At 67.5% G+C, this 19,488-nt stretch carries 17 protein-coding genes; 7 read left to right on the forward strand and 10 right to left on the reverse strand.

Annotated features, from left to right (window positions below):
- Positions 1 to 69: 69 nt before the first annotated feature.
- From obgE to rplU, 3 genes are all read right to left on the reverse strand, one after another.
- A complete protein-coding gene (gene obgE, locus ACUJ46_RS02725; RefSeq protein ID WP_445388907.1) occupies positions 70 to 1,113 on the reverse strand; it encodes a GTPase ObgE in 1,044 nt (347 codons plus the stop codon).
- 72 nt (positions 1,114 to 1,185) lie between these two features.
- Complete coding sequence (gene rpmA, locus ACUJ46_RS02730) at positions 1,186 to 1,452, reverse strand: 50S ribosomal protein L27 (RefSeq protein WP_445388908.1); 267 nt, start codon at positions 1,450 to 1,452, stop codon at positions 1,186 to 1,188.
- Between the two features lie 15 nt (positions 1,453 to 1,467).
- A complete protein-coding gene (rplU, locus tag ACUJ46_RS02735) occupies positions 1,468 to 1,764 on the reverse strand; it encodes a 50S ribosomal protein L21 (RefSeq protein ID WP_445389524.1) in 297 nt (98 codons plus the stop codon).
- Between the two features lie 191 nt (positions 1,765 to 1,955).
- On the opposite strand from rplU, the gene ACUJ46_RS02740 reads away from it, so the two are divergent.
- Complete coding sequence (locus ACUJ46_RS02740; RefSeq protein ID WP_445388909.1) at positions 1,956 to 3,296, forward strand: amidohydrolase family protein; 1,341 nt, start codon at positions 1,956 to 1,958, stop codon at positions 3,294 to 3,296.
- A gap of 83 nt (positions 3,297 to 3,379) precedes the next feature.
- A complete protein-coding gene (locus ACUJ46_RS02745; RefSeq protein WP_445388910.1) occupies positions 3,380 to 5,230 on the forward strand; it encodes a DUF885 domain-containing protein in 1,851 nt (616 codons plus the stop codon).
- A gap of 73 nt (positions 5,231 to 5,303) precedes the next feature.
- Here the strand turns inward: ACUJ46_RS02745 and ACUJ46_RS02750 are convergent, their stop codons facing one another.
- From ACUJ46_RS02750 to ACUJ46_RS02760, 3 genes are all read right to left on the reverse strand, one after another.
- Positions 5,304 to 5,915 carry a TetR/AcrR family transcriptional regulator gene (locus ACUJ46_RS02750; protein WP_445388911.1) on the reverse strand — a complete coding sequence of 204 codons (612 nt, stop codon included), beginning with the start codon at positions 5,913 to 5,915 and terminating at the stop codon, positions 5,304 to 5,306.
- Between the two features lie 132 nt (positions 5,916 to 6,047).
- Positions 6,048 to 9,671 (reverse strand): transcription-repair coupling factor, encoded by a 3,624-nt coding sequence (gene mfd / locus ACUJ46_RS02755; protein ID WP_445388912.1) that lies wholly within the window; start codon positions 9,669 to 9,671, stop codon positions 6,048 to 6,050.
- Positions 9,672 to 9,679: 8 nt separating this feature from the next.
- Positions 9,680 to 9,952: a succinate dehydrogenase assembly factor 2 gene (locus ACUJ46_RS02760; RefSeq protein WP_445388913.1), complete on the reverse strand. Its 273-nt coding sequence runs from the start codon at positions 9,950 to 9,952 to the stop codon at positions 9,680 to 9,682.
- Between the two features lie 89 nt (positions 9,953 to 10,041).
- Here ACUJ46_RS02760 and recG point away from each other — a divergent pair, with 89 nt between their 5' ends.
- Complete coding sequence (recG, locus tag ACUJ46_RS02765) at positions 10,042 to 12,108, forward strand: ATP-dependent DNA helicase RecG (RefSeq protein ID WP_445388914.1); 2,067 nt, start codon at positions 10,042 to 10,044, stop codon at positions 12,106 to 12,108.
- 21 nt (positions 12,109 to 12,129) lie between these two features.
- Here recG and tyrS read toward each other — a convergent pair whose 3' ends face one another.
- On the reverse strand, positions 12,130 to 13,371 hold the full coding sequence (gene tyrS, locus ACUJ46_RS02770; protein ID WP_445388915.1) for a tyrosine--tRNA ligase: 1,242 nt from the start codon (positions 13,369 to 13,371) through the stop codon (positions 12,130 to 12,132).
- On the opposite strand from tyrS, the gene ACUJ46_RS02775 reads away from it, so the two are divergent.
- On the forward strand, positions 13,370 to 14,467 hold the full coding sequence (locus tag ACUJ46_RS02775) for an anhydro-N-acetylmuramic acid kinase (protein WP_445388916.1): 1,098 nt from the start codon (positions 13,370 to 13,372) through the stop codon (positions 14,465 to 14,467). The two genes, tyrS and ACUJ46_RS02775, sit on opposite strands and share 2 nt — an antisense overlap.
- A gap of 117 nt (positions 14,468 to 14,584) precedes the next feature.
- Here the strand turns inward: ACUJ46_RS02775 and ACUJ46_RS02780 are convergent, their stop codons facing one another.
- The 3 genes from ACUJ46_RS02780 to ACUJ46_RS02790 form a co-directional block, all read right to left on the reverse strand.
- Positions 14,585 to 14,887 (reverse strand): UrcA family protein, encoded by a 303-nt coding sequence (locus ACUJ46_RS02780; RefSeq protein WP_445388917.1) that lies wholly within the window; start codon positions 14,885 to 14,887, stop codon positions 14,585 to 14,587.
- 289 nt (positions 14,888 to 15,176) lie between these two features.
- On the reverse strand, positions 15,177 to 15,827 hold the full coding sequence (locus tag ACUJ46_RS02785) for a PEPxxWA-CTERM sorting domain-containing protein (RefSeq protein ID WP_445388918.1): 651 nt from the start codon (positions 15,825 to 15,827) through the stop codon (positions 15,177 to 15,179).
- Between the two features lie 288 nt (positions 15,828 to 16,115).
- Entirely contained in the window at positions 16,116 to 16,763 is a 648-nt protein-coding gene (locus ACUJ46_RS02790) for an alpha/beta hydrolase (RefSeq protein ID WP_445388919.1), read from the reverse strand.
- A gap of 162 nt (positions 16,764 to 16,925) precedes the next feature.
- On the opposite strand from ACUJ46_RS02790, the gene ACUJ46_RS02795 reads away from it, so the two are divergent.
- The 3 genes from ACUJ46_RS02795 to ACUJ46_RS02805 are packed head-to-tail and all read left to right on the forward strand — an operon-like array spanning position 16,926 to position 19,487.
- The gene (locus ACUJ46_RS02795; protein ID WP_445388920.1) at positions 16,926 to 18,014 is read left to right on the forward strand and encodes a cysteine desulfurase family protein; all 1,089 of its coding nucleotides are present in this window, start codon (positions 16,926 to 16,928) and stop codon (positions 18,012 to 18,014) included.
- Positions 18,004 to 19,155, forward strand: a complete 1,152-nt coding sequence (locus ACUJ46_RS02800; protein ID WP_445388921.1) for a cysteine desulfurase family protein — start codon at positions 18,004 to 18,006, stop codon at positions 19,153 to 19,155. The genes ACUJ46_RS02795 and ACUJ46_RS02800 overlap by 11 nt, the downstream gene beginning before the upstream one ends.
- Complete coding sequence (locus tag ACUJ46_RS02805; protein WP_445388922.1) at positions 19,152 to 19,487, forward strand: 2Fe-2S iron-sulfur cluster-binding protein; 336 nt, start codon at positions 19,152 to 19,154, stop codon at positions 19,485 to 19,487. The genes ACUJ46_RS02800 and ACUJ46_RS02805 overlap by 4 nt, the downstream gene beginning before the upstream one ends.
- The last annotated feature ends 1 nt before the right edge of the window (position 19,488 follow it).

Below are 19,488 nucleotides of genomic sequence, written 5' to 3' on the forward strand. Positions count from 1 at the left end.
GGTCCCGTCCATCGGCACCGGGTCTTTCGTCAAGACCCGATTGCAGGGCCGGTGCGCCGGGCTGCCATGTCAGAGGGGGGACCAGCCGTCCTTGTCACCCTTCTTGTCACCGTTGCCGGTGTCTGCCGGGAAAAGCCGCTCGAAGATGGCGTCGAGCACCTTCGCCATGCCGTCGCCCGTCATCGCCGAGGCGACCAGCGGCTTTTCGCCGGTTCGCCGCTCGATCGCGCGGCTGACAGCCGAGATGCGACGGCCATCGGCGGTATCGGATTTCGAAAGCACGACGATTTCGGGCTTGTCCTCAAGGTCGGCGCCATAGGCCTCCAGCTCGCCGCGCACGATGTCATAGCCTGCGGTGGGCGATTCGCCGCCCGCATCGACAAGGTGCAGAAGCAGGCGGCACCGCTCGACATGGCCGAGGAAGCGGTCGCCAATTCCGGCGCCGTCGGCTGCACCCTCGATCAGGCCGGGAATGTCGGCCATCACGAATTCGCGGCCCCGGTGCGAGACAACGCCCAGCTGCGGCTTCAGCGTGGTGAAGGCATAGGCCCCCACCTTGGCGCGGGCATTGGTGACGGCATTGAGAAAGCTGGACTTCCCGGCATTGGGCAGCCCGACGAGGCCGACATCGGCCAGCAGCTTGAGCCGCAGCCAGACGGACATTTCCTGCCCCGGAAAGCCCTTCTGGAACTGGCGCGGCGCGCGGTTGGTGGAGGATTTGTAATGGGCATTGCCCTTGCCGCCATCGCCGCCCCTGAGCAGCGTCACCTTCTGGCCCGGCTCGGTCATGTCGGCGAGCAGGGTGCGTTCCTCGTCGTCGGCCAGGATCTGGGTGCCCACGGGCACGGGGATGACCAGCGTGCTGGCGTTGGCGCCATGCCGGTCGGAGCCCATGCCGCCCTTGCCGCGCTCGGCCCTGAAATGCTGGGTGTAGCGGAAGTCGATCAGGGTGTTGAGGCCGGGCACCGCCTCGAACACGATATCGCCGCCCTTGCCGCCATCGCCGCCATTGGGGCCGCCATATTCGACGAATTTCTCACGGCGGAAGCTCACGCAGCCATCCCCGCCCCAGCCGGACTTGAGGTGGATCTTCGCCTGATCGAGAAACATCATGATGCGTGTGCCGTCTTGAATGCAAAAGGCCGGGGCAAGCCCGGCCTTTCGTCCAGTGCGATGTGCGGGGGCTTATTCAGCCGCTTCAGCCACGCGAATCGACACATATTTCCGGCCCTGCTTGCCGTCGTGGAACTCCACGCGCCCGTCGGCGGTGGCGAACAGGGTATGGTCGCGCCCGATGCCGACATTGGTGCCGGGGTAGAAACGGGTGCCGCGCTGGCGGACGATGATGTTGCCGGCGAGCACTTCCTGACCGCCGAAACGCTTCACGCCAAGACGCTTTGCCTGCGAATCGCGGCCGTTCCGGGACGAGCCGCCTGCCTTCTTATGTGCCATCTGGGGGCTCCTCTGTTACGCGATCGAAAGGATCTTCAGCACCGTCTGGTACTGACGGTGACCGTTCTTGCGGCGATAGTTGTGGCGGCGACGCTTCTTGAAGATGATCACCTTGTCGCCACGGTTCTGGGCGACGATCTCGGCCATCACCTTCACCTTGCCCGCATCCTTCAGGGCGCCGCCGTCGGAGACGAGCAGAACGTCTTCCAGCGTCACCTTGCTGCCGGCTTCGCCGTCAAGCTTCTCGACGACGATCTGGTCGTCAGCCGCGACCCGATACTGCTTGCCACCCGTGCGCACCACCGCGAACATGTCAGACGTCCTCATCACCAAAGACATTGAAAACGGCGGCCCCGCCATGGGCGGAGGGCTGCCGCGGAAAGCGCGCGCACTAGGACACACACGCCGCCTTGTCAACCTGCCGGGCCGCTCGCTAGAGCAGGCGGACCCATCCGGGGCAAGGCCCCGGAGGCCGGCCACATCGAGCGAAAGGTCCACTCTTCATGCCAGTCCGCGCCATGCTTGCAGGCTTTGCCGCCACATGCATCCTTTCCGGCTTCTGGTCCAGCGCGGCGTCTGCCGAGGCCGCGCAGGCCGTGTCAGGGCAGGCCGTGTCTGCGGCGGACGCCCCCGTGCTGATCCGCGCCGGGCGGCTCATCGCCGATCCGCGCCAGGGCGCTTCGGGGCCGGCGTCCATTCTGGTGGAAGGCGGCCGCATCAAGGCGGTCCTGCCGGCCGGCGCCCCTGCGCCCGCGGGCGCGCGCGTGATCGATCTGTCGGGGGCAACCGTTCTTCCGGGTCTCATCGATTCGCATGTTCACCTGACAGGCGATCCCGATGACGCCTTCTGGCAGCAGGCGGTCGACACCAGCGAATATCAGTCGCTCGTCGGCGCGAAGAACGCGCTGCTCACGGTGAAGGCCGGCTTCACCACGGTGCGCGATCTCGGCTCGTCGAAGCTTTCCGCCTTTGCCCTTCGCGACGCCATCGCCAGGGGCCATGTGCCCGGCCCGCGCATCATCGCATCAGGCCCCGCCATCTCCATCATCGGCGGCCATGGCGATGTTTCGGGCTTCCGCCCCGACATCGTGACGGCGCTTGGGGAAGAAAATGTCTGCACCGGCCCTGTCGAGTGCGCGGCGCGCGTGCGCGAGGCGTCGCGGCGCGGCGCCGATGTCATCAAGATCACGGCGACCGGCGGTGTGCTTTCCCAGCAGGCGCGCGGCCTGGGGATGCACTTCACGTCGCCCGAAATGGCCTCCATCGTCGATACGGCGCGCGCGCTCGGGCTGAAGGTGGCCGCCCATGCCCATGGCGATGATGGCATCAGGGGGGCCGCCGAAGCCGGCGTGACCACCATCGAGCATGGCACCTATTCCAGCCCGCAGACCCTTGCCGTGATGAAGGCGAAGGGCACCTGGATGGTTCCGACCCTGATGGCCCTGCAGGGGCTGGAGGACCGGGTCGGCAAGGATGTCTATACCCCGCCCGTGGAGAAGAAGGCGCGCGATACGCTGGAGATGTGGGGCAAGCAGGTGCAGGCGTCGTTGAAATCGGGCGTGCGCATTGCCTTCGGCACCGATGCGGGCGTGTTCGAACATGGCCGCAACGCCGGTGAATTCGCGCTGATGGTGGAGAAGGGCGGCATGACCCAGCGTGCGGCCCTCGTTTCGGCAACCACCGGCGCTGCCGAGATGCTCGGCCTGTCGGACGAGATCGGCACCATCGCGCCGGGCAAGTCGGCCGACATCATCGCGGTATCGGGCGACCCGCTGACCGATCCGCGCAGCCTGGAGGCGATGCGCTTCGTGATGGCCTCTGGCCGCATCATGGCGCTCGACTGAGACACGACTGACAGAGGGCAGGATTTCGGCAGGCGGCAGCATGGCCGAAGGATGCGGGAAACGGAAAAATCGGGAGAATAACGATGCCGAAGACCATCATGACGACAGCAAGCGCTCTCGTGCTTGCCCTGCTGGCCGCCCCGGTGCTTGCCCATGGCCCCGCGCCGGCTGGCGCGCCGGCCGCCGCAGCACCGGCGCCGCAAGCCGATGCCGCCAGCGAATCCGCGAAGCTTGCGGCGCTGTTCCGCCAGAGCGACGAAGCCCAGCTTGCGCGCAACCCGCTGTTCGCCCTGTTCCGTGGTGACATGCGCTATGCCGACCAGTTCGGCGATTACATCAGCGACGCCTATTTCGCGGCTGAAAAGGCCGCCATCAAGGCGGACCTGAAGGCGCTGGCGGCCATCGACCGCGACCGGCTGAGCGATGGCGAGCGGATCAGCTACGATGTCTTCAAATGGCAGCGCGAGATGGACCTGAAGGGCCATGCGCCCGAAATCATGGCGGCAACCGTCGTCCGCCCGGTCGACCATTTCAACGGCGTGCACATCTTCGTGCCCGAGCTGTTTTCCGGCAAGTCGGCCGCGCCCTTCCGAACGGTGAAGGATTATGAGGACAATCTGAAGCGGCTCGACGGTTTCGTCGCCACGCTCGACGGCGTTCTGGCGCGTCTGCGCCAGGGCCTTGCCACCGGTGTCGTGCAGCCGAAGCTGGTGAGCGAACGGATGCTGCGCCAGTTCGACGGCTTCGTGGCCGGTGGTGTCGAGGAGATGCCGCTGATGATGCCGGTGCGCAATTTTCCCGACACCGTGCCCGAGGCGGAGCGCGCGCGCCTGACGGACGCCTATGCCCGCGCTGTCGGAGAAAAGGTGCTGCCGGCCTATGCCCGCATCCGTGACTTCCTGCGCGATGACTATCTTGCCGCCGCGCGCGGGAACGAGAAGCCGGGCCTTCTGTCCATGCCGGGCGGGACGGCGTTGTACAGCCACCTCGTCGCCAGCCAGACGACGACGGCGATGACGCCGGATGAAATCCACGACCTCGGCCTGTCCGAAGTCCGCCGGATCCACGGGGAAATGCGCGCCGTGATGCGCGAGGTCGGCTTCAAGGGTGACCTGAAGGCCTTTTTCGAGCACATCCGCACCGACCCGAAGTTCAAGCCGGAAAGTCGCGAGGCGCTGACGCAGGGCTATTACGACATCGGCAAGCGCGTCGACGTGGCGCTGCCGAAGCTGTTTTCCACCCTGCCGAAGACGAAGCTCGAAATACGGCCCTATCCCGATTTCATGGAAAAGGACGCGGCCGGAGGTTCCTATCAGCCGGGCACGCCCGATGGCGCGCGGCCGGGCATCTTCTATTTCAACGCCTATGACCTGCCCAGCCGAACCACGCCGGGAATGGAAACCCTCTATCTGCACGAGGGTGCGCCGGGGCATCATTTCCAGATCGCGCTGGCACAGGAAAACGAGGCCCTGCCGGCCTTCCAGCGCTTTGGCGGCAACACCGCCTTTGTCGAGGGCTGGGCGCTCTATGCCGAAAGCCTCGGCCGCGAACTGGGCATGTTCACCGACCCCTATCAATATTATGGCCGCCTCGACGACGAGATGCTGCGCGCCATGCGGCTGGTGGTGGATACCGGCCTGCACCACAAGGGCTGGAGCAGGCAGCAGGCGATCGACTATATGCTGGCCAATTCATCGCAGGGCGAAACCGATGTGGTGAACGAGGTGGACCGCTATGTGGCGATGCCGGGCCAGGCGCTTGCCTACAAGGTGGGCGACCTCAGGATCCAGGCCGCGCGCAAGCGGGCGGAAAAGGCGCTGGGCAAGCGCTTTGACATCCGCGATTTCCACGAGCAGGTGCTGATGTCCGGTGCGCTGCCGCTGGAGGTGCTGGACCAGAAGATCGACCGCTGGATCGAAAGCCGGAAGGGCTGATTGACGCGCGGGGCGCGGTTCCTGAAGGGCCGCGCCGCCGCACCGGCCCGGATCTGGCCGGGCGCCGGTTGCGTCAGTCCGCTGGGGCGGGCGAGAGCATGAGTTCCAGCATCGAGGCGCTCAGCGTGGCGCGGAAATGCTCTTCGTCCTCCAGTTGCGGCATCAGCCGTACGAGCCGCCGCCGCGCCGCGATCGAGAGCGTTATGGCGCTGAAGACGGCAAGGCCCATCAATTCGGGCGCGCCCTGCCCCGGGCGCCGCCCGCTTTTGGCGAACAGGGTCGCGACATAGGTCCGGAACAGGGGCGTCAGACGTTCCGACACATAATCGGCATGGTCGCCCGTGCGCATCGCCTCCGTCAGGGCGAAGTGGGCAAGGAAGGGCGTGTCGCACATCATGTCGATCATCCGCCGGATCGCCAGTTCGATATCGTCTTCCGTTTTCAGGCTTTCGAGGACCGGGCCGACCTTTTCGGTCATATCGTCCACCACCGCCCGCCACAGGCCCATTTTCGACCCGAAGGCATGGCTCACCATGGCGTTGTCCACGCCGGCTCGCGCGGTGATCATGCGCGTGCTGGCCCCGGCATAGCCATGGATGGCGAACTGTTCGCGCGCGGCTTCGAGGATGCGGGCCGAAGAGGGGTTGTCGGTGCCACGTGGGCGACCGCGCTGCTTTGGAAGCACTCTGTCGGGTGCCTGCCTCCGGGAAGCCGGGCTGATGCGGGACCGGGATGACATGGCACTCCCGATGCTACATTATGGCTTCGGTTGCAACTCGCATGTTAACCTTTTTTTCCAAGATATCGCTGTAACTTGTCAACGCTTCTTGGAGCGGAAGACAGCCGGCGTCGGCGGCCGCCGGGGCTGAGTGGGCTGCGGAGCCGGTTTCGTGGCGCCTGCTGTCTGCTGGATGGCCGCCTGGGCCAGCCCGCGCGCCAGCGAGACGGCGCCGGACAGGCGCGCCTGACCATTGCCGAAATCCCGTGCCAGGAAAAGCTTCTGGTCTGGCCTGAGCCTTGCCTGCCCCTTCAGACGGTTGATCCACTCGACAAGGCCCAGCGGGTTGGGGAAGCTGTCGTTCACGAAGGTGACGAGTGCGCCCTTGGGCCCCACCTCGATCTTCTGGATCCCTGCCTTGCGGGCTGCGTTCCGAGCTTCCACGATCTTCAGCAGGTTGGAAGCCGCCTCGGGAAGCGGGCCGAAGCGGTCGATCATCTCGGCCGCCAGCGCCTCGATCCCGGCCTTGTCCTTCAGGTCCGCCACCCGGCGGTAGAGCGCCATCCTGAGCGCCAGGTCGGGCACATAGTCTTCCGGGATCATGACCGGCGCATCGACCGATATGGTCGGGCTTGAGGGATCCTCGGGCGGCTTCAGGCCGCGCGCCTCGGCCTTGGCGGCCAGGATCGCGTCTTCCAGCATCGACTGGTAAAGTTCAAAGCCGACTTCGCGGATATGGCCCGACTGTTCGTCGCCCAGCAGGTTGCCGGCGCCGCGCTGGTCGAGATCATGGCTGGCGAGCTCGAAGCCCGCGCCGAGCGAATCGAGGCCGGCGAGCACCTGCAGCCGTTTTTCGGCGGCCACGGTGATGGCGCCGTCGGGGTCTGTCGTGAACAGCGCATAGGCCCGCCGCTTGGAGCGGCCCACCCGCCCGCGCAGCTGGTAGAGCTGGGCAAGGCCGAACATGTCGGCACGGTGGACGATGAGCGTGTTGGCACTGGGGATGTCGAGGCCGGATTCGATGATGGTCGTCGCCAGCAGCACGTCGTGGCGATGTTCGTAGAAGGCGGTCATCCGCTCCTCGATCTCGCCGGCGGCCATCTGGCCATGGGCGGTGACGAAGCGGATCTCCGGCACCTCCGCGCGCAGCCACGCCTCGATGTCGGGAATGTCGGAAATGCGCGGCACCACGATGAAGCTCTGACCGCCGCGGTGATGCTCGCGCAGCAGCGCCTCGTGCACGACGACGGGATCGAAGGGGGCGACCGTGGTGCGCACGGCCAGCCTGTCGACCGGCGGCGTCGCGATGACGGAAAGCTCCCGGATGCCCGAAAGCGCCATCTGCAGCGTGCGGGGGATGGGGGTCGCCGTCAGTGTCAGCACATGGACATCGGCGCGCAACGCCTTCAGCCGCTCCTTGTGGGTGACGCCGAAGCGCTGCTCCTCGTCGACGATCACCAGCCCGAGGCGCGCGAATTCCACGCTCTTCGACAGGATGGCGTGGGTTCCGACCACAATGTCGATCGAACCGTCCTTCAGCCCTTCGCGCGCGGCCTTCGCCTCGGCGGCGGACACCAGCCGCGACAGGGCCGCAACCTTCAGGCCCGTACCCTCGAACCGCTCGCGGAAGCCCGCTGCATGCTGGCGGGCGAGAAGGGTGGTCGGGCAGACGACGGCCACCTGCGAGCCGGATGCCGCCGCCACATAGGCCGCGCGCAGGGCCACTTCGGTCTTGCCGAAGCCGACATCGCCGCACACCAGCCGGTCCATCGGCCGGCCAGCGGCCAGATCCTCGATCACATCGGCCGTGGCGCGCAGCTGGTCCTCGGTTTCGGCCCAGGGGAATTTGTCGACGAAGGCGGCATAGCCCTGGGGGTCCACCTCGAAGGCGTCGGCCGGGCGGGTGGCGCGCAGGGCAGCCGTTTTCAGCAGTTCATGGGCAATCTCGCGGATGCGCTCCTTCATCCGCGCCTTGCGCTGGGACCAGGACGTGCCGCCCAGCCGGTCGAGCGCCACGCCTTCCGATTCCGAGCCGTAGCGCGAGAGCACGTCGAGGTTCTCGACCGGCACGTAGAGCTTGTCGCCGCCGGCATATTCCAGCGCCACCGTATCGTGGGCGGCGCCGGCCACGGTGATGGGTGTCAGGCCGAGGTAGCGGCCGATCCCATGCTCCTGGTGGACGACGAGTTCGCCGGGATCGAGTGTCTGGAGGTCTTTCAGGAAGGCGTCGGCCTTGCGCGCCGAGCGGCGGCGCACCATCCGGTCGCCCAGCATGTCCTGCTCGGTCCAGACTTCGGCATCGGGGTGGCGGAAGCCCGAATCGAGCGGCAGCACGACCATCGGCACCTGCCCGCCGGCAGCCAGCCCCAGCGCTTCCTGCCAGCCGCCCGCCATGGCGAAGGCCTTGCCCCCATGTTCGGCCAGAAGCCCCGAAAGCCTGTCGCGCGAGCCTTCGGAATAGGCGGCCAGCACCAGCTTTCGCGATTCGGCGCGGGCGGCTTCCAGCCGTTCGACGATTGCGGCGTGGATCGTCGGCCCGCCGGCCGCGGCGGCAACGCGGGCGGCGGTGAAATCCTGGGCCGGAAGCCCGCCCAGATCGACCCCGGCGCCATCCTGCCCATGGTCGCCCGGCAGGACTGCGCAGCTGTGCGCGCGGTGCGCGGCGAGACGCCCGGCATAATCCTCGGCTGTCAGGTACAGGGCCTCAGGCTGTAGCGGGCGATAGAGCGACGCCCCGAGCTTTGGCCCCTTCTTGCCGCGCATAGGCCCGGAAAGGGCGGCAATCCGGTTCTGGTAATAATCGGTGATGGCCTCGTAGCGGGCGTCCACCGCGCTTTTGTGGCTGCCGTCTGTCACCACCATGTCATTGCTGCCCAGCCAGTCGAACAGGGTCACGAGGCCCGGTTCGAAAAGCGGCAGGAAATGATCGAGGCCCGGCATGCGACGGCCTTCGCTTGCAGCCTGATAGAGCGGGTCCGCCGTGGCATCGGCGCCGAATCGTTCCAGCCAGCCGGCGCGGAAGGCGCGAATGCGCGTGTCATCCAGCAGCAGTTCGGAAACAGGCAGAAGGGTGAAGCCGTCGCTGCGGCCGGTGGTCAGCTGTGTCAGCGGATCGATGACGCGGATGGCGTCCACTTCGTCGCCGAAGAAGTCCAGCCGGTAGCCGCGTGGCGGGCCCTCGGCATCCTGGGCGGGCGGCACGAGATCGACAAGGCCGCCGCGCACCGCGAAATCGCCGGCGTCGGCCACGGATTCCACCCGCGTATAGCCGGCGTGCTGCAGCGTCTGGATCAGCGCGTCCCGGCCGATCTGCGCGCCCTTGCGGATTTCGAGGCTGGACTGCCGCACAAGATCGGGCGGAAGCAGCCGCTGGGTGGCGGCCGATACGGTGGTGACGAGAAGCTCCGCCCCTTGCGGCGGGCGGGCCAGCGCCGCCAGCGCCGCCAGCCGGTCCGACAGCACCTTCTGCGCCGGCGAGGCGCGATCATAGGGCAGGCAGTCCCACGCCGGGAGCCAGATGGGGCGGACATCGGGCGCGAAAAAGGGGGCGGCTTCGACCACGGCGCGGCCAGCGGCTTCATCCGCCGCAATAAGGACCGCGCGGGCGCCATCCAGCCCGGCGGCGCGGGCCAGGCCCGCCATCAGCAGCGGCATCAGGCCGGCTGGCGCGCCCGTGATCCGCAGGCCCTGGCGGGCGGCGGCAATCGCGTCGATCGGAAGCATGCCGGCCCCTAGCGTTCGACGAGGCCGATGTAATCGAGCTTGCGCAGCCGCTCCATCATCGCCCCGGCGAGGTGGGGCGGCGGCTCGGCACGGCCGAAGGCCCAGGCAAGGATGTCCACGTCCTGCTCTTCGAGAAGGGCCGTGAACCAGGCGAATTCGGAATCCGTCATGCCGTCAAGCCAGCGGTCGGCGAAACCGCCGACAAGCATGTCGGCTTCCTTGGTGCCGCGGTGGTGGGCGCGCCACAGCGTGGCCTTTCGCGCGACTTCGGGGATGGGCATGCCGGTCTCCGCATCGGGTTTAAGCAACGGGCATCGGGGCGCACCCCCCTGATTGCGGGCCGCCCTGTCCTTGGGCATAGCCCTAGGCCATGCGCCCGGAACGGCTCAACCCCCTGTTTGCGGCTGCGGCATCCCTGCCCGGTGTCGGCCCAGCCGCCGTGCGCGCGCTCGAGCGGCTGGACATCAGCCGCGTGCGCGACCTTCTGTTCCACTTTCCGGCGGGCTGGCGCCACACCCGCGCCATCACGTCGCTGGCGCAGGCGGTCGAGGGTGCGCGCATCGCCCTCAGGGTGCATGTCATCGCGCATGAGCCATCGCGCGGGCGCGGGCCGTTCCGCATCCTTGCCGAGGACGATGCCGGCGGCAGCCTGATGCTCGCCTTCTTCGGGCCGCGCGCCCATGGCTTTGCCCAGCGGCTTCCGGTTGGCGCGACAGTCCTTGTGGCCGGCAAGGCCGAGCTGTGGAACGGTCGCTGGCAGATGGTCCACCCCGAGCTTCCGAAAGGCGCCATGCCCGAGGCCGAGCCGGTCTATCCGCTGACCGAGGGCATGACGAGCCGGCGCATCGCGACCCTGGTTGCCACAGCGCTCGAGCGCGTTCCGCCGCTGGCGGAATGGATCGAGCCGAGCCTGCTATCGAAGAATGGCTGGCCCGGCTTTGCCGAGTCGCTGGCGCAGATCCATGGCCGGGAGGACAGCGCCCTTGCCCGTGACCGGCTGGCCCACGACGAATTGTTCGCCAGCCAGCTTGCCTGGGCGCTGGTCAGGGCGAAGCGGCGGCGTGCGCGTGGGCGTGCGCTCGCCGGGGACGGGCGGCTGACCCGGCCGCTTCTCGATGGCCTGCCCTGGCGGCTGACGGGTGCGCAGACACAGGCTGTCGCCGAAATCGCCGGGGACATGGCGCGCCCGGCCGCGATGCTGCGGCTGCTGCAGGGCGATGTGGGCAGCGGCAAGACGGTCGTGGCGCTGATGGCGCTGCTGATCGCGGTGGAAGCCGGCACGCAAGGGGCCTTGCTTGCCCCGACGGACCTTCTCGCCCGCCAGCATCATGCGACTCTGGAAAAGCTGCTCGACGGGCTGCCGGTGCGGCTGGGATTCCTGTCGGGGCGGGACAAGGGAAAGACGCGTCAGGCCCTGCTCGACCGGCTTGCGGCTGGCGAGATCGACATTCTCGTCGGCACCCATGCCATCTTCCAGGAGGCCGTGGTCTATCGCGACCTCGGCCTCGCCGTGGTGGACGAGCAGCACCGCTTCGGTGTCGCCCAGCGGATGATGCTTGCCGACAAGGCCGAACGCCCGCCGCATCTGCTGGTGATGACGGCCACGCCCATTCCGCGTTCGCTCGCGCTTGCCCATTTCGGCGAGATGGATGTCTCCAGGCTGGCCGAACGCCCGCCCGGCCGGCAGCCGGTGGATACGCGCGTGGTGCCGCTTGCCCGTCTGGAGGAAGTGCTCGAAGCGCTCGGGCGCCATCTGGCGACCGGCGCGCAGGCCTATTGGGTGTGCCCGCTGCTCGATGCCGGGGCGGAAGACGAGGCCGAGCCGGACGCGGCTGCCCCGGCGGTGGCCCGGGCGGCGATGCTGAAGGCCCGCTTCGGCGATACGGTGGCGCTGGTGCATGGCAAGCTGCCCGGCCCCGCGCGCGATGCGGAAATGGCCCGCTTCCAGCGCGGCGAGGCGAAGCTTCTGGTTGCCACGACGGTGATCGAGGTGGGGGTGGATGTGCCCAACGCCAGCCTGATGCTGATCGAGGCGGCCGAGCGATTCGGCCTTGCCCAGTTGCACCAGCTGCGTGGCCGGGTCGGCCGGGGCACGGCGAAATCCGTCTGCCTGCTCTTGCGCGGGGAAAAGCTGTCTGCCGCTGCGCGCGAGCGGCTGAAGATGATGCGCGCGACCGACGACGGATTCGTGATCGCGGAGGCCGATCTCAGGCTGCGTGGCGCTGGCGAACTGCTTGGCACGCGCCAGTCAGGCGACCAGGGTTTCCAGGTGGCGACGCCCGAACAGGTGGAGCGACTGCTGCCGGCTGCCGATGCCGACGCGCGGCTGCTGATGTCACGCGATGGCGGGCTGGAAGGCCAGCGCGGCGCGGCGGCGCGGCTCCTTCTCTATCTGTTCGAGAAGGATGCCGCCGTCGCCACGCTGCGTGGCGGTTGAGCCTGTTTCAGGCGCGAAGGATCAAGTGCTGACAACCAGGGCGTGGCGCTTGCGGCCAAGCGACAGTTTCGCCGGGCCGGCGATCATGTGCGCGGCATCGGCCACCACCTCGCCATCCACGCGCACGGCCTTTTCGCCGATCTTGCGCCGCGCTTCGCCCTTGGATGCGGCAAGCCCGGTTGCAACCAGCGCATCGACGAGCGGCGCCGGAAAGGCGAGGGCGGCCTGCGGCAGCGATCCGCCGGCGCCGCCTTCGGCAAAGGTGGCGCGCGCCGTTTCCTCGGCCGTGCGGGCGGCATCCTCGCCCCGGCACAAAGCGGTCGCGGCATTGGCCAGCGCCACCTTGGCGCTGTTGATGTCCGCGCCTTCCAGTGCTTCCAGCCGGGTGATTTCGTCGTCAGGCATGTCGGTGAACAGGCGCAGGAACTTGCCCACGTCGCGGTCATCGACATTGCGCCAGAACTGCCAGTAATCCCAGTCGGGCAGCATGTCGGCGTTGAGCCAGACGGCGCCGGCGGCGGTCTTGCCCATCTTCGAACCGTCGGCGTTGGTGATCAGCGGCGTTGTCAGGCCGTAGAGTTCGGCTCCCAGCACGCGCCGGCCCAGATCGACCCCCTGGATGATGTTGCCCCACTGGTCCGAGCCGCCCATCTGCATCACGCAGCCGTAGCGGCGGTGCAGCTCGACGAAATCATAGGCCTGGAGGACCATGTAGTTGAATTCAAGGAAGGACAGCGGCTGTTCGCGTTCCAGCCGCAGGCGCACCGAATCCATGGTGAGCATGCGGTTGACCGAGAAATGCCGGCCATAGTCGCGCAGGAACTCGATATATTTCAGCTGGTCCAGCCATTCGGCATTGTCGAGCATGATGGCGCCCGTGGGGCTGTCATCGAAGCGCAGGAAACGTTCGAAAACGCGGCGGATGGAGGCCTTGTTGGCGGCGATGGCGGCATCGTCGAGCAGCTGGCGCGCCGTGTCCTTGCCGGAAGGGTCGCCCACCTTGGTGGTGCCGCCCCCCATCAGCGCGATGGGCTTGCCGCCATGCTGCTGCAGCCGGCGCAGCATCATGATCGACATCAGATGCCCGACATGAAGCGACGGCCCGGTGAGATCGAAGCCGACATAGGCCATGAGCCCGGGCTTCATGGCACGCTGGTCGATCGCCTCGGCGTCGGTCAGCTGGTGGATGTAGCCGCGCGCGGCGAGCGTCTGCAGATATTGGGACTTGTAGGTCATGACGGGGAACGCTGTAAGGGCTGGCATGGCAGCTGAAAAGCATCTCGTTGTCGGGCTGATGTCCGGAACTTCGGTCGACGCGGTCGACGCGGCCCTCATCGAGACCGACGGGGAAGGGCATGTGCGCCCCCTTTCCTTCGCCGAGCGCCCCTGGACCGATGCCGAACGCGCCCTGATCCGCCGGGCCGCCGCCCATGCGCTGACCTTGCCCCGCCCCGGACCCGACCCGCTCATCGCCGAAGCCGAACATGTGCTCACCCTTGCCCATGCCGAGGCGGTGGCGTTGCTGCCGGGCGGGGATTCGGCAAGTCTCATCGGCTTTCACGGACAGACAGTCGCCCACCGTCCGCCATCGAGCGGCCACCCCGCCCCCTTCACATGGCAGATCGGCGACGCGGACCTGCTGGCCCGGCTGACCGGGCGCATGGTCGCGCATGATTTCCGCAGCGCGGATGTTGCGGCCGGCGGAGAGGGGGCGCCACTGGCCCCCGGTTATCATCGCGCGCTGTCTTCGGGCCTTTCCCGGCCGATGGGCGTTCTGAACCTGGGGGGCGTTGGCAATCTCACCTGGTTTTCCGACACAGGCTGGGGCGCCTTCGATACCGGGCCGGGCAATGGCCTCATCGATGACTGGGCCGCCCGCCACGGGCGCGGCCATTATGATGCCGATGGCGCCATGGCGGCGGCGGGCCGGGTGCATGAGGCGCTGGTCGCCCGCATGGCGGCAACGGGCTATTTCGAGGCAATTGGCCCGAAATCACTGGACCGGGGCGATTTTTCGATCGCCCATGTGGAAGGGCTGAGCGCCGAGGACGGGGCGGCGACGCTGACCGCCTTCACCGCGGAAACCATCCGCCTGGCCCTTGCCCGGCTGCCGGTGCGGCTCGGCCGGCTGCTGGTGACAGGCGGCGGCCGCCGGAACCCCGTGCTGATGCGGATGATGGCCGGGCGATGCGGCATTCCGGTGGAGCCGGTGGAGGCCCATGGCTGGCGCGGCGATGCCATGGAGGCCGAAGCCTTCGCCTGGCTTGCGGTGCGGGTGCTGAAGGGCCTGCCGATCAGCTGGCCTGAAACGACAGGAGTCGGCCGCCCGATGACAGGGGGGCGCATCTCCCGGCCCTGAAGCCGGCTGCAAGCCGGTTGCGCAATCCAGTGGGCCGGCTGAAAAAAAGGGCGGGCCGCTACCGGAACGGCCCGCCGTGCATTCAGCTATTATCAGGCCCGCTGACGGGCCTTCGGATCAGAGGCCTGCGGTGCGCAGGTTGCTGGCGCGGCTGGCGGTGATTGCCTGATCCAGCTTGCCCGAGAGCGAAGCGCGCGTCGCCGAGACGCAGCGTGCTTCATCCTCGCTGACGAAATTGCTGCGGAAACCGGGGTCGACAGCGCAGAGGCTGCGAACCGCGCGATCGAGACGGCGCTCGAGCGTGGCGCGGCCCTCCGTGCTTTCGAGATTGAGATCCGCATAGCGGACCATCTGCGCATCGGAAGCCATCGCCGGCGTCGCCAGCGCGGCCGCGATCAGGATCATCATCGTCTTGGTCATGGCATCTGTCTCCTTCGATGGGTTCGAAGGGTCACCACCTCTGCTTCCACGTCAGCGTATCTGTGCGCCTGACGCCTCCAGAAGTCTCTCCCTCGCCAACGAAGCTATGCATCTGCAACAAACATGTCAACGGCACGTCATCAAACTGCAACAAAAGTCGTTATACTCGGTCCCCTTTTTTGCGGCCGATCATGCCGGAGCGGCCGGGTCTGGTCAGATACGGGAAAGCCCGGCCAGGGCCGGGCTTTCGATGCTTCACGGGCAGTGCCGGTGGCCGGCGTTGCTGGCCTCAGCGGCCGCCAAGCCGCGCGTCTGCCGCGCCTTTCTGGCGAAGAACGCCGCCAATCAGGCCGAAGCCCACGATCAGCATGGCCCAGGTGGAAGGCTCGGGCACGGCGCCCGAGAGCGTGTAGCGGAAGTTCGGCCCGAACAGGCCGATATCCAGATTGCTCTGCGTGAGGTCAGGGCGGGAGAAAATGGCGTTGCTGTTCCGGGCATTGGCAAGATACTGAAGTTCCGGACCGAACTGGATGGCGCTGGGCGAAAAGCCATAGACAAGCACATCGCTGGCAGTGGACAGGCCGCCGATGACATAGGTGCCTGCAGCAAGCTGGGCATTGCCGGAAAGTGCGGTCGTGTAGCGGAAGAAACCATCCAGTTCGCCAGCCGTGCCGGCGGAAACGGTGCCGCCGAGCACGAGACTGCCATTGCTGTCCCAGATGCCGATCTGGTGGCTGTTCGCCAGCCCGTCGCGGTTATGGTCATACCAGCCAAGGGAATCGACCAGCACCGATTGCGTCAGTTCGAAGCTGAAGCCGCGCGTGAACGACGAGGCGCCCGTTACGGCCGGCTGGCTGAAATCTACCGCGGTGAGAGCCTTGGCAGGCGCAGTGGCGGCGAGGCCGAGCGCGAGTGCGCCGAGAAGAAATCTGTTTTTCATGTTCGTCCCTTCAGGATCTGTTTCTTGGACCCGCAATCCTGATATCAGCACCCCCTTCCGCCAGCCATGGGGCAAGCGTGACAAAGCATTGCCACGCAACACTGTGTAATGCTTGGCTGTTTCACGACCTGTCTGGTGGCGACCGATGCAGTTTGTGCCCTATGCCGGCATGGCAGAGGGACGGCACGAAAAAGGCGCACCCGCAGGCGCGCCTTTGCGTAAGACAGAGAGTTTCAGGCCGCCGCGCCCTTTCCGAAGGTCCGGCGCGGCTTCAGCGGTGTGCGCCTCTCAGCGTCCGCTCATCAGGCGGGTGTCGAGGTAATTCTCCACCCGGCCCATCATCTCGTCCATCTCGTTGATGAAGAAATGGTTCGCTCCCTCGATCTTTTCATAATCGATGGTGATGTGCTTCTGGGTCTTCAGCTTGTCCACCAGCTTCTGGACGGCGGGTTCGGTCACCACTTCGTCTCCGGTGCCCTGCACGATCACGCCCGAGGACGGGCAGGGGGCAAGGAAGCCGAAATCATACATGTTGGCCGGCGGCGCGATCGAGATGAAGCCCTTGACCTCGGGCCGGCGCATCAGAAGCTGCATGCCGATCAGGGCGCCGAAGCTGTAGCCCGCAACCCATGTGCCCGAGGATTCGGGGTTCATCGCCTGCAGCCAGTCGAGGGCGGAGGCGGCATCCGAAAGTTCGCCGATGCCATTGTCGAACGTGCCTTCGGACCGGCCGACGCCACGGAAATTGAACCGGAGGGTCGCAAAGCCGCGCTTCACGAACATCTGGTAGAGGGCGAGCGTTATGGCATTGTTCATCGTGCCGCCGCCCTGCGGGTGGGGGTGCAGGATGATGGCGACCGGCGGGCGCGGTTTGCCGGCCGGCTGATAGCGCCCCTGAAGGCGCCCTTCGGGTCCTGGAAAAATGACTTCCGGCACGTTCGTCCCTTGCATGTCCTGTCGCGGAAAAGGTTTCCGGCGGCATTTTGTTGGTGTTGCCGGCGCGCCATCTGGCCGATACCGTGCCGGGCATGGAATATGGGGGCCGTGCATCTATATGGAACCCCCCATGGCTTATGCAAGCAAGCATGAAGGCACGTAATGAGTCGTTACGCCTATCTCGACTGGGCGGCGACCGCGCCCCTTCACCCGGCCGCCCGCGCGGCAATGCAGGATGCCGCCGCGCGGCTTGAGGCCGGTGACTGGGCCAACCCTTCCTCTGTCCATGGGCCGGGGCGGGCGGCGCGGCAGGCCCTGAACGGCGCGCGCGAGCGGATCGCAGCCTTTTTCCGGGTCGATCCCGATGCCATCATCTTCACCAGCGGCGGAACGGAAGCGCTGGCGCTTGCGCTCAAGGGGGCAGATGCGACCGCCCGCCTTGTCGGCGCGACCGAACATGCCGCTGTCCTGGAAGCCGCGCCCGATGCCCGGCGCATCCCGGTGGATGCCGACGGGCGCCTGTGCCTGAGCGCTGGCGCGAATCTGCCCGGTGGCGCGCTGGTGGCCGTGCAGCAGGCCAACAACGAGACAGGCGTGATCCAGGACATGGACGCCATTGCGGACGCCGTGCACGCGGCCGGCGGGCGGCTGGTGGCCGATTGCGTGCAGTCGGCCGGCAAGATGCGCCTGCCTTCGGGCGCCGACTTCATGGCCGTTTCGGCCCACAAGCTGGGCGGACCGGCGGGGGTCGGCGCGCTCGTCGTGCGCTGCAAGGAAAGCTTCCATGCCATCCAGCGCGGCGGCGGGCAGGAGCAGGGCTGGCGCGGCGGCACGGAAAATCTAGTGGGCATCATCGGTTTCGCCGCCGCCCTCGATGCCTTCGATCCGGCGTTTCCCGCCCGTGCCGCAGCGCTTCAGGCCCGGCTGGAGGCAGCGGCAACGGCTGCGGGCGCGTGTGTCAACGGGGCGGCGGCGCCCCGGCTTCCCACCATTTCCTCTTTGCACCTGCCCGGACTGGCGGCATCGACCCAGCTGATGGCGCTCGACATGGCGGGCGTTGCCGTCAGCCAGGGGGCGGCCTGTTCATCCGGCACGCTGAAGCCATCGGCCACGCTGGAAGCCATGGGGCAGGCGGAAGCAGCGCGTGAATCGCTGCGCATCTCGATCGGCTGGTCGACGACAGAGGCCGATATCGAGCGGTTCCTGAAAGCATGGCTGCCGCTTGCGGCCCGGTCCCGCCATGCAGCCTGAAGTGGTCGACCTCGACGCGCAGGCAACGACCGCGCTGGCGCCCGAAGCGCTTGCCGCCATGCTGCCCTGGCTCGAAAGCCGCCACTGGAACCCGCACAGCGCCCATCGTGGCGGCCGGCAGGCCAAGGCGGCGCTGGAAGCGGCGCGGGTGCAGGTGGCGGCCCTTCTGGGTGCAGCGCCCGAGGGGCTCATCTTTACCTCTGGCGCCACGGAAGCGAACAATCTTGCGCTGAAGGGTGTGCTGGCCGAAGCCGAAGGCCCGCGCCGCCGCCTCGTCACCTTCGTCACCGAGCACAGCTGCGTGCTGGAAACGGCGCGCCACCTCGAACGGCTGGGCGTGCCTGTCAGCATCCTGCCCGTCCGCGCCGATGGCCTGCCGGATCTGGCGCAGGTGGCGGAAGCGCTGGGGCCGGATGTGGCGCTTCTGTCGGCGATGCGGGTCAACAACGAGATCGGGGCCATCTGGCCCACGGCGCGGCTGGCGGCGCTTGCCCGCAAGGCAGGCGCGCTGTTCCACTGCGATGCCGCCCAGGGGTTCGGCAAGATCGATTGCCGGCTGGGCTCCGGCCTCGAAGCCGATCTTGTCAGCCTTTCCGGCCACAAGATGCATGGCCCCAAGGGAATTGGCGCCCTGTGGGTGCGCCCGGGGCTTCGCCTTGCCGCGCTGCTGGATGGCGGCGGGCAGGAAGGCGGCCTGCGTTCAGGTACCCAGAGCCCGGCGCTTGCCGCCGGCTTCGGGGCGGCGGCGGTGCTGGCGGCGGGGCGGATGGACGCCGACCATGACCGGCTGAAGGCCATGATGCCCATCGCGCTGTCCCGCCTGCATGCCGTGCCGCACCGGATAAACGGGCCGGATCCGGAAGGCGCGGAGCGCTGGCCGGGTAATCTCTCCGTCACCTTTCCCGGAGTCGATGCTGGCCGCGTGATTGCAGCCCTTCCGGGGATTGCCTTGTCATCCGGCGCGGCCTGCAGCAGCGGCGCCGGCCGGCCGAGCCATGTGCTGGCAGCCCTGGGGCTGGAGCCGGCGGCCGTGCGCCAGACCGTGCGCCTCGGCTGGACGGCGCGCATGAGCGAAGATGAACTTGAAATGGCGCTCGATGCGCTGGTAGCGGCCGTGCGCCGCCTGGGAGGTGCCCGATGACACGCGTGCGGTTCCTGAACCCCGATGGCAGCCTGGCCGCCGAAGTGGAGGCAAAGGCCGGCCAGCGGCTTCTGGAGGTGGCGCAGGCCCTCGGCCTTCCGCTGGAGGGCACATGCGAGGGGGCGATGGCCTGCTCGACCTGCCATGTCATTTTGTCGCCTGAGGATTTCCGACGCCTGCCGCCGCCCGGCGCGCATGAGGAGGACATGCTGGATTTCACCCCGCATGTGGCGCCGACTTCACGGTTGTCCTGCCAGATCCTGCTGAGCGACACGCTCGAAACGCTGGAAGTTCGGCTGCCGCCCGGCCATGCCAACATGCAGGGCATCTGAC

It is taken from the genome of Sandaracinobacteroides sp. A072 (genome assembly GCF_052616365.1).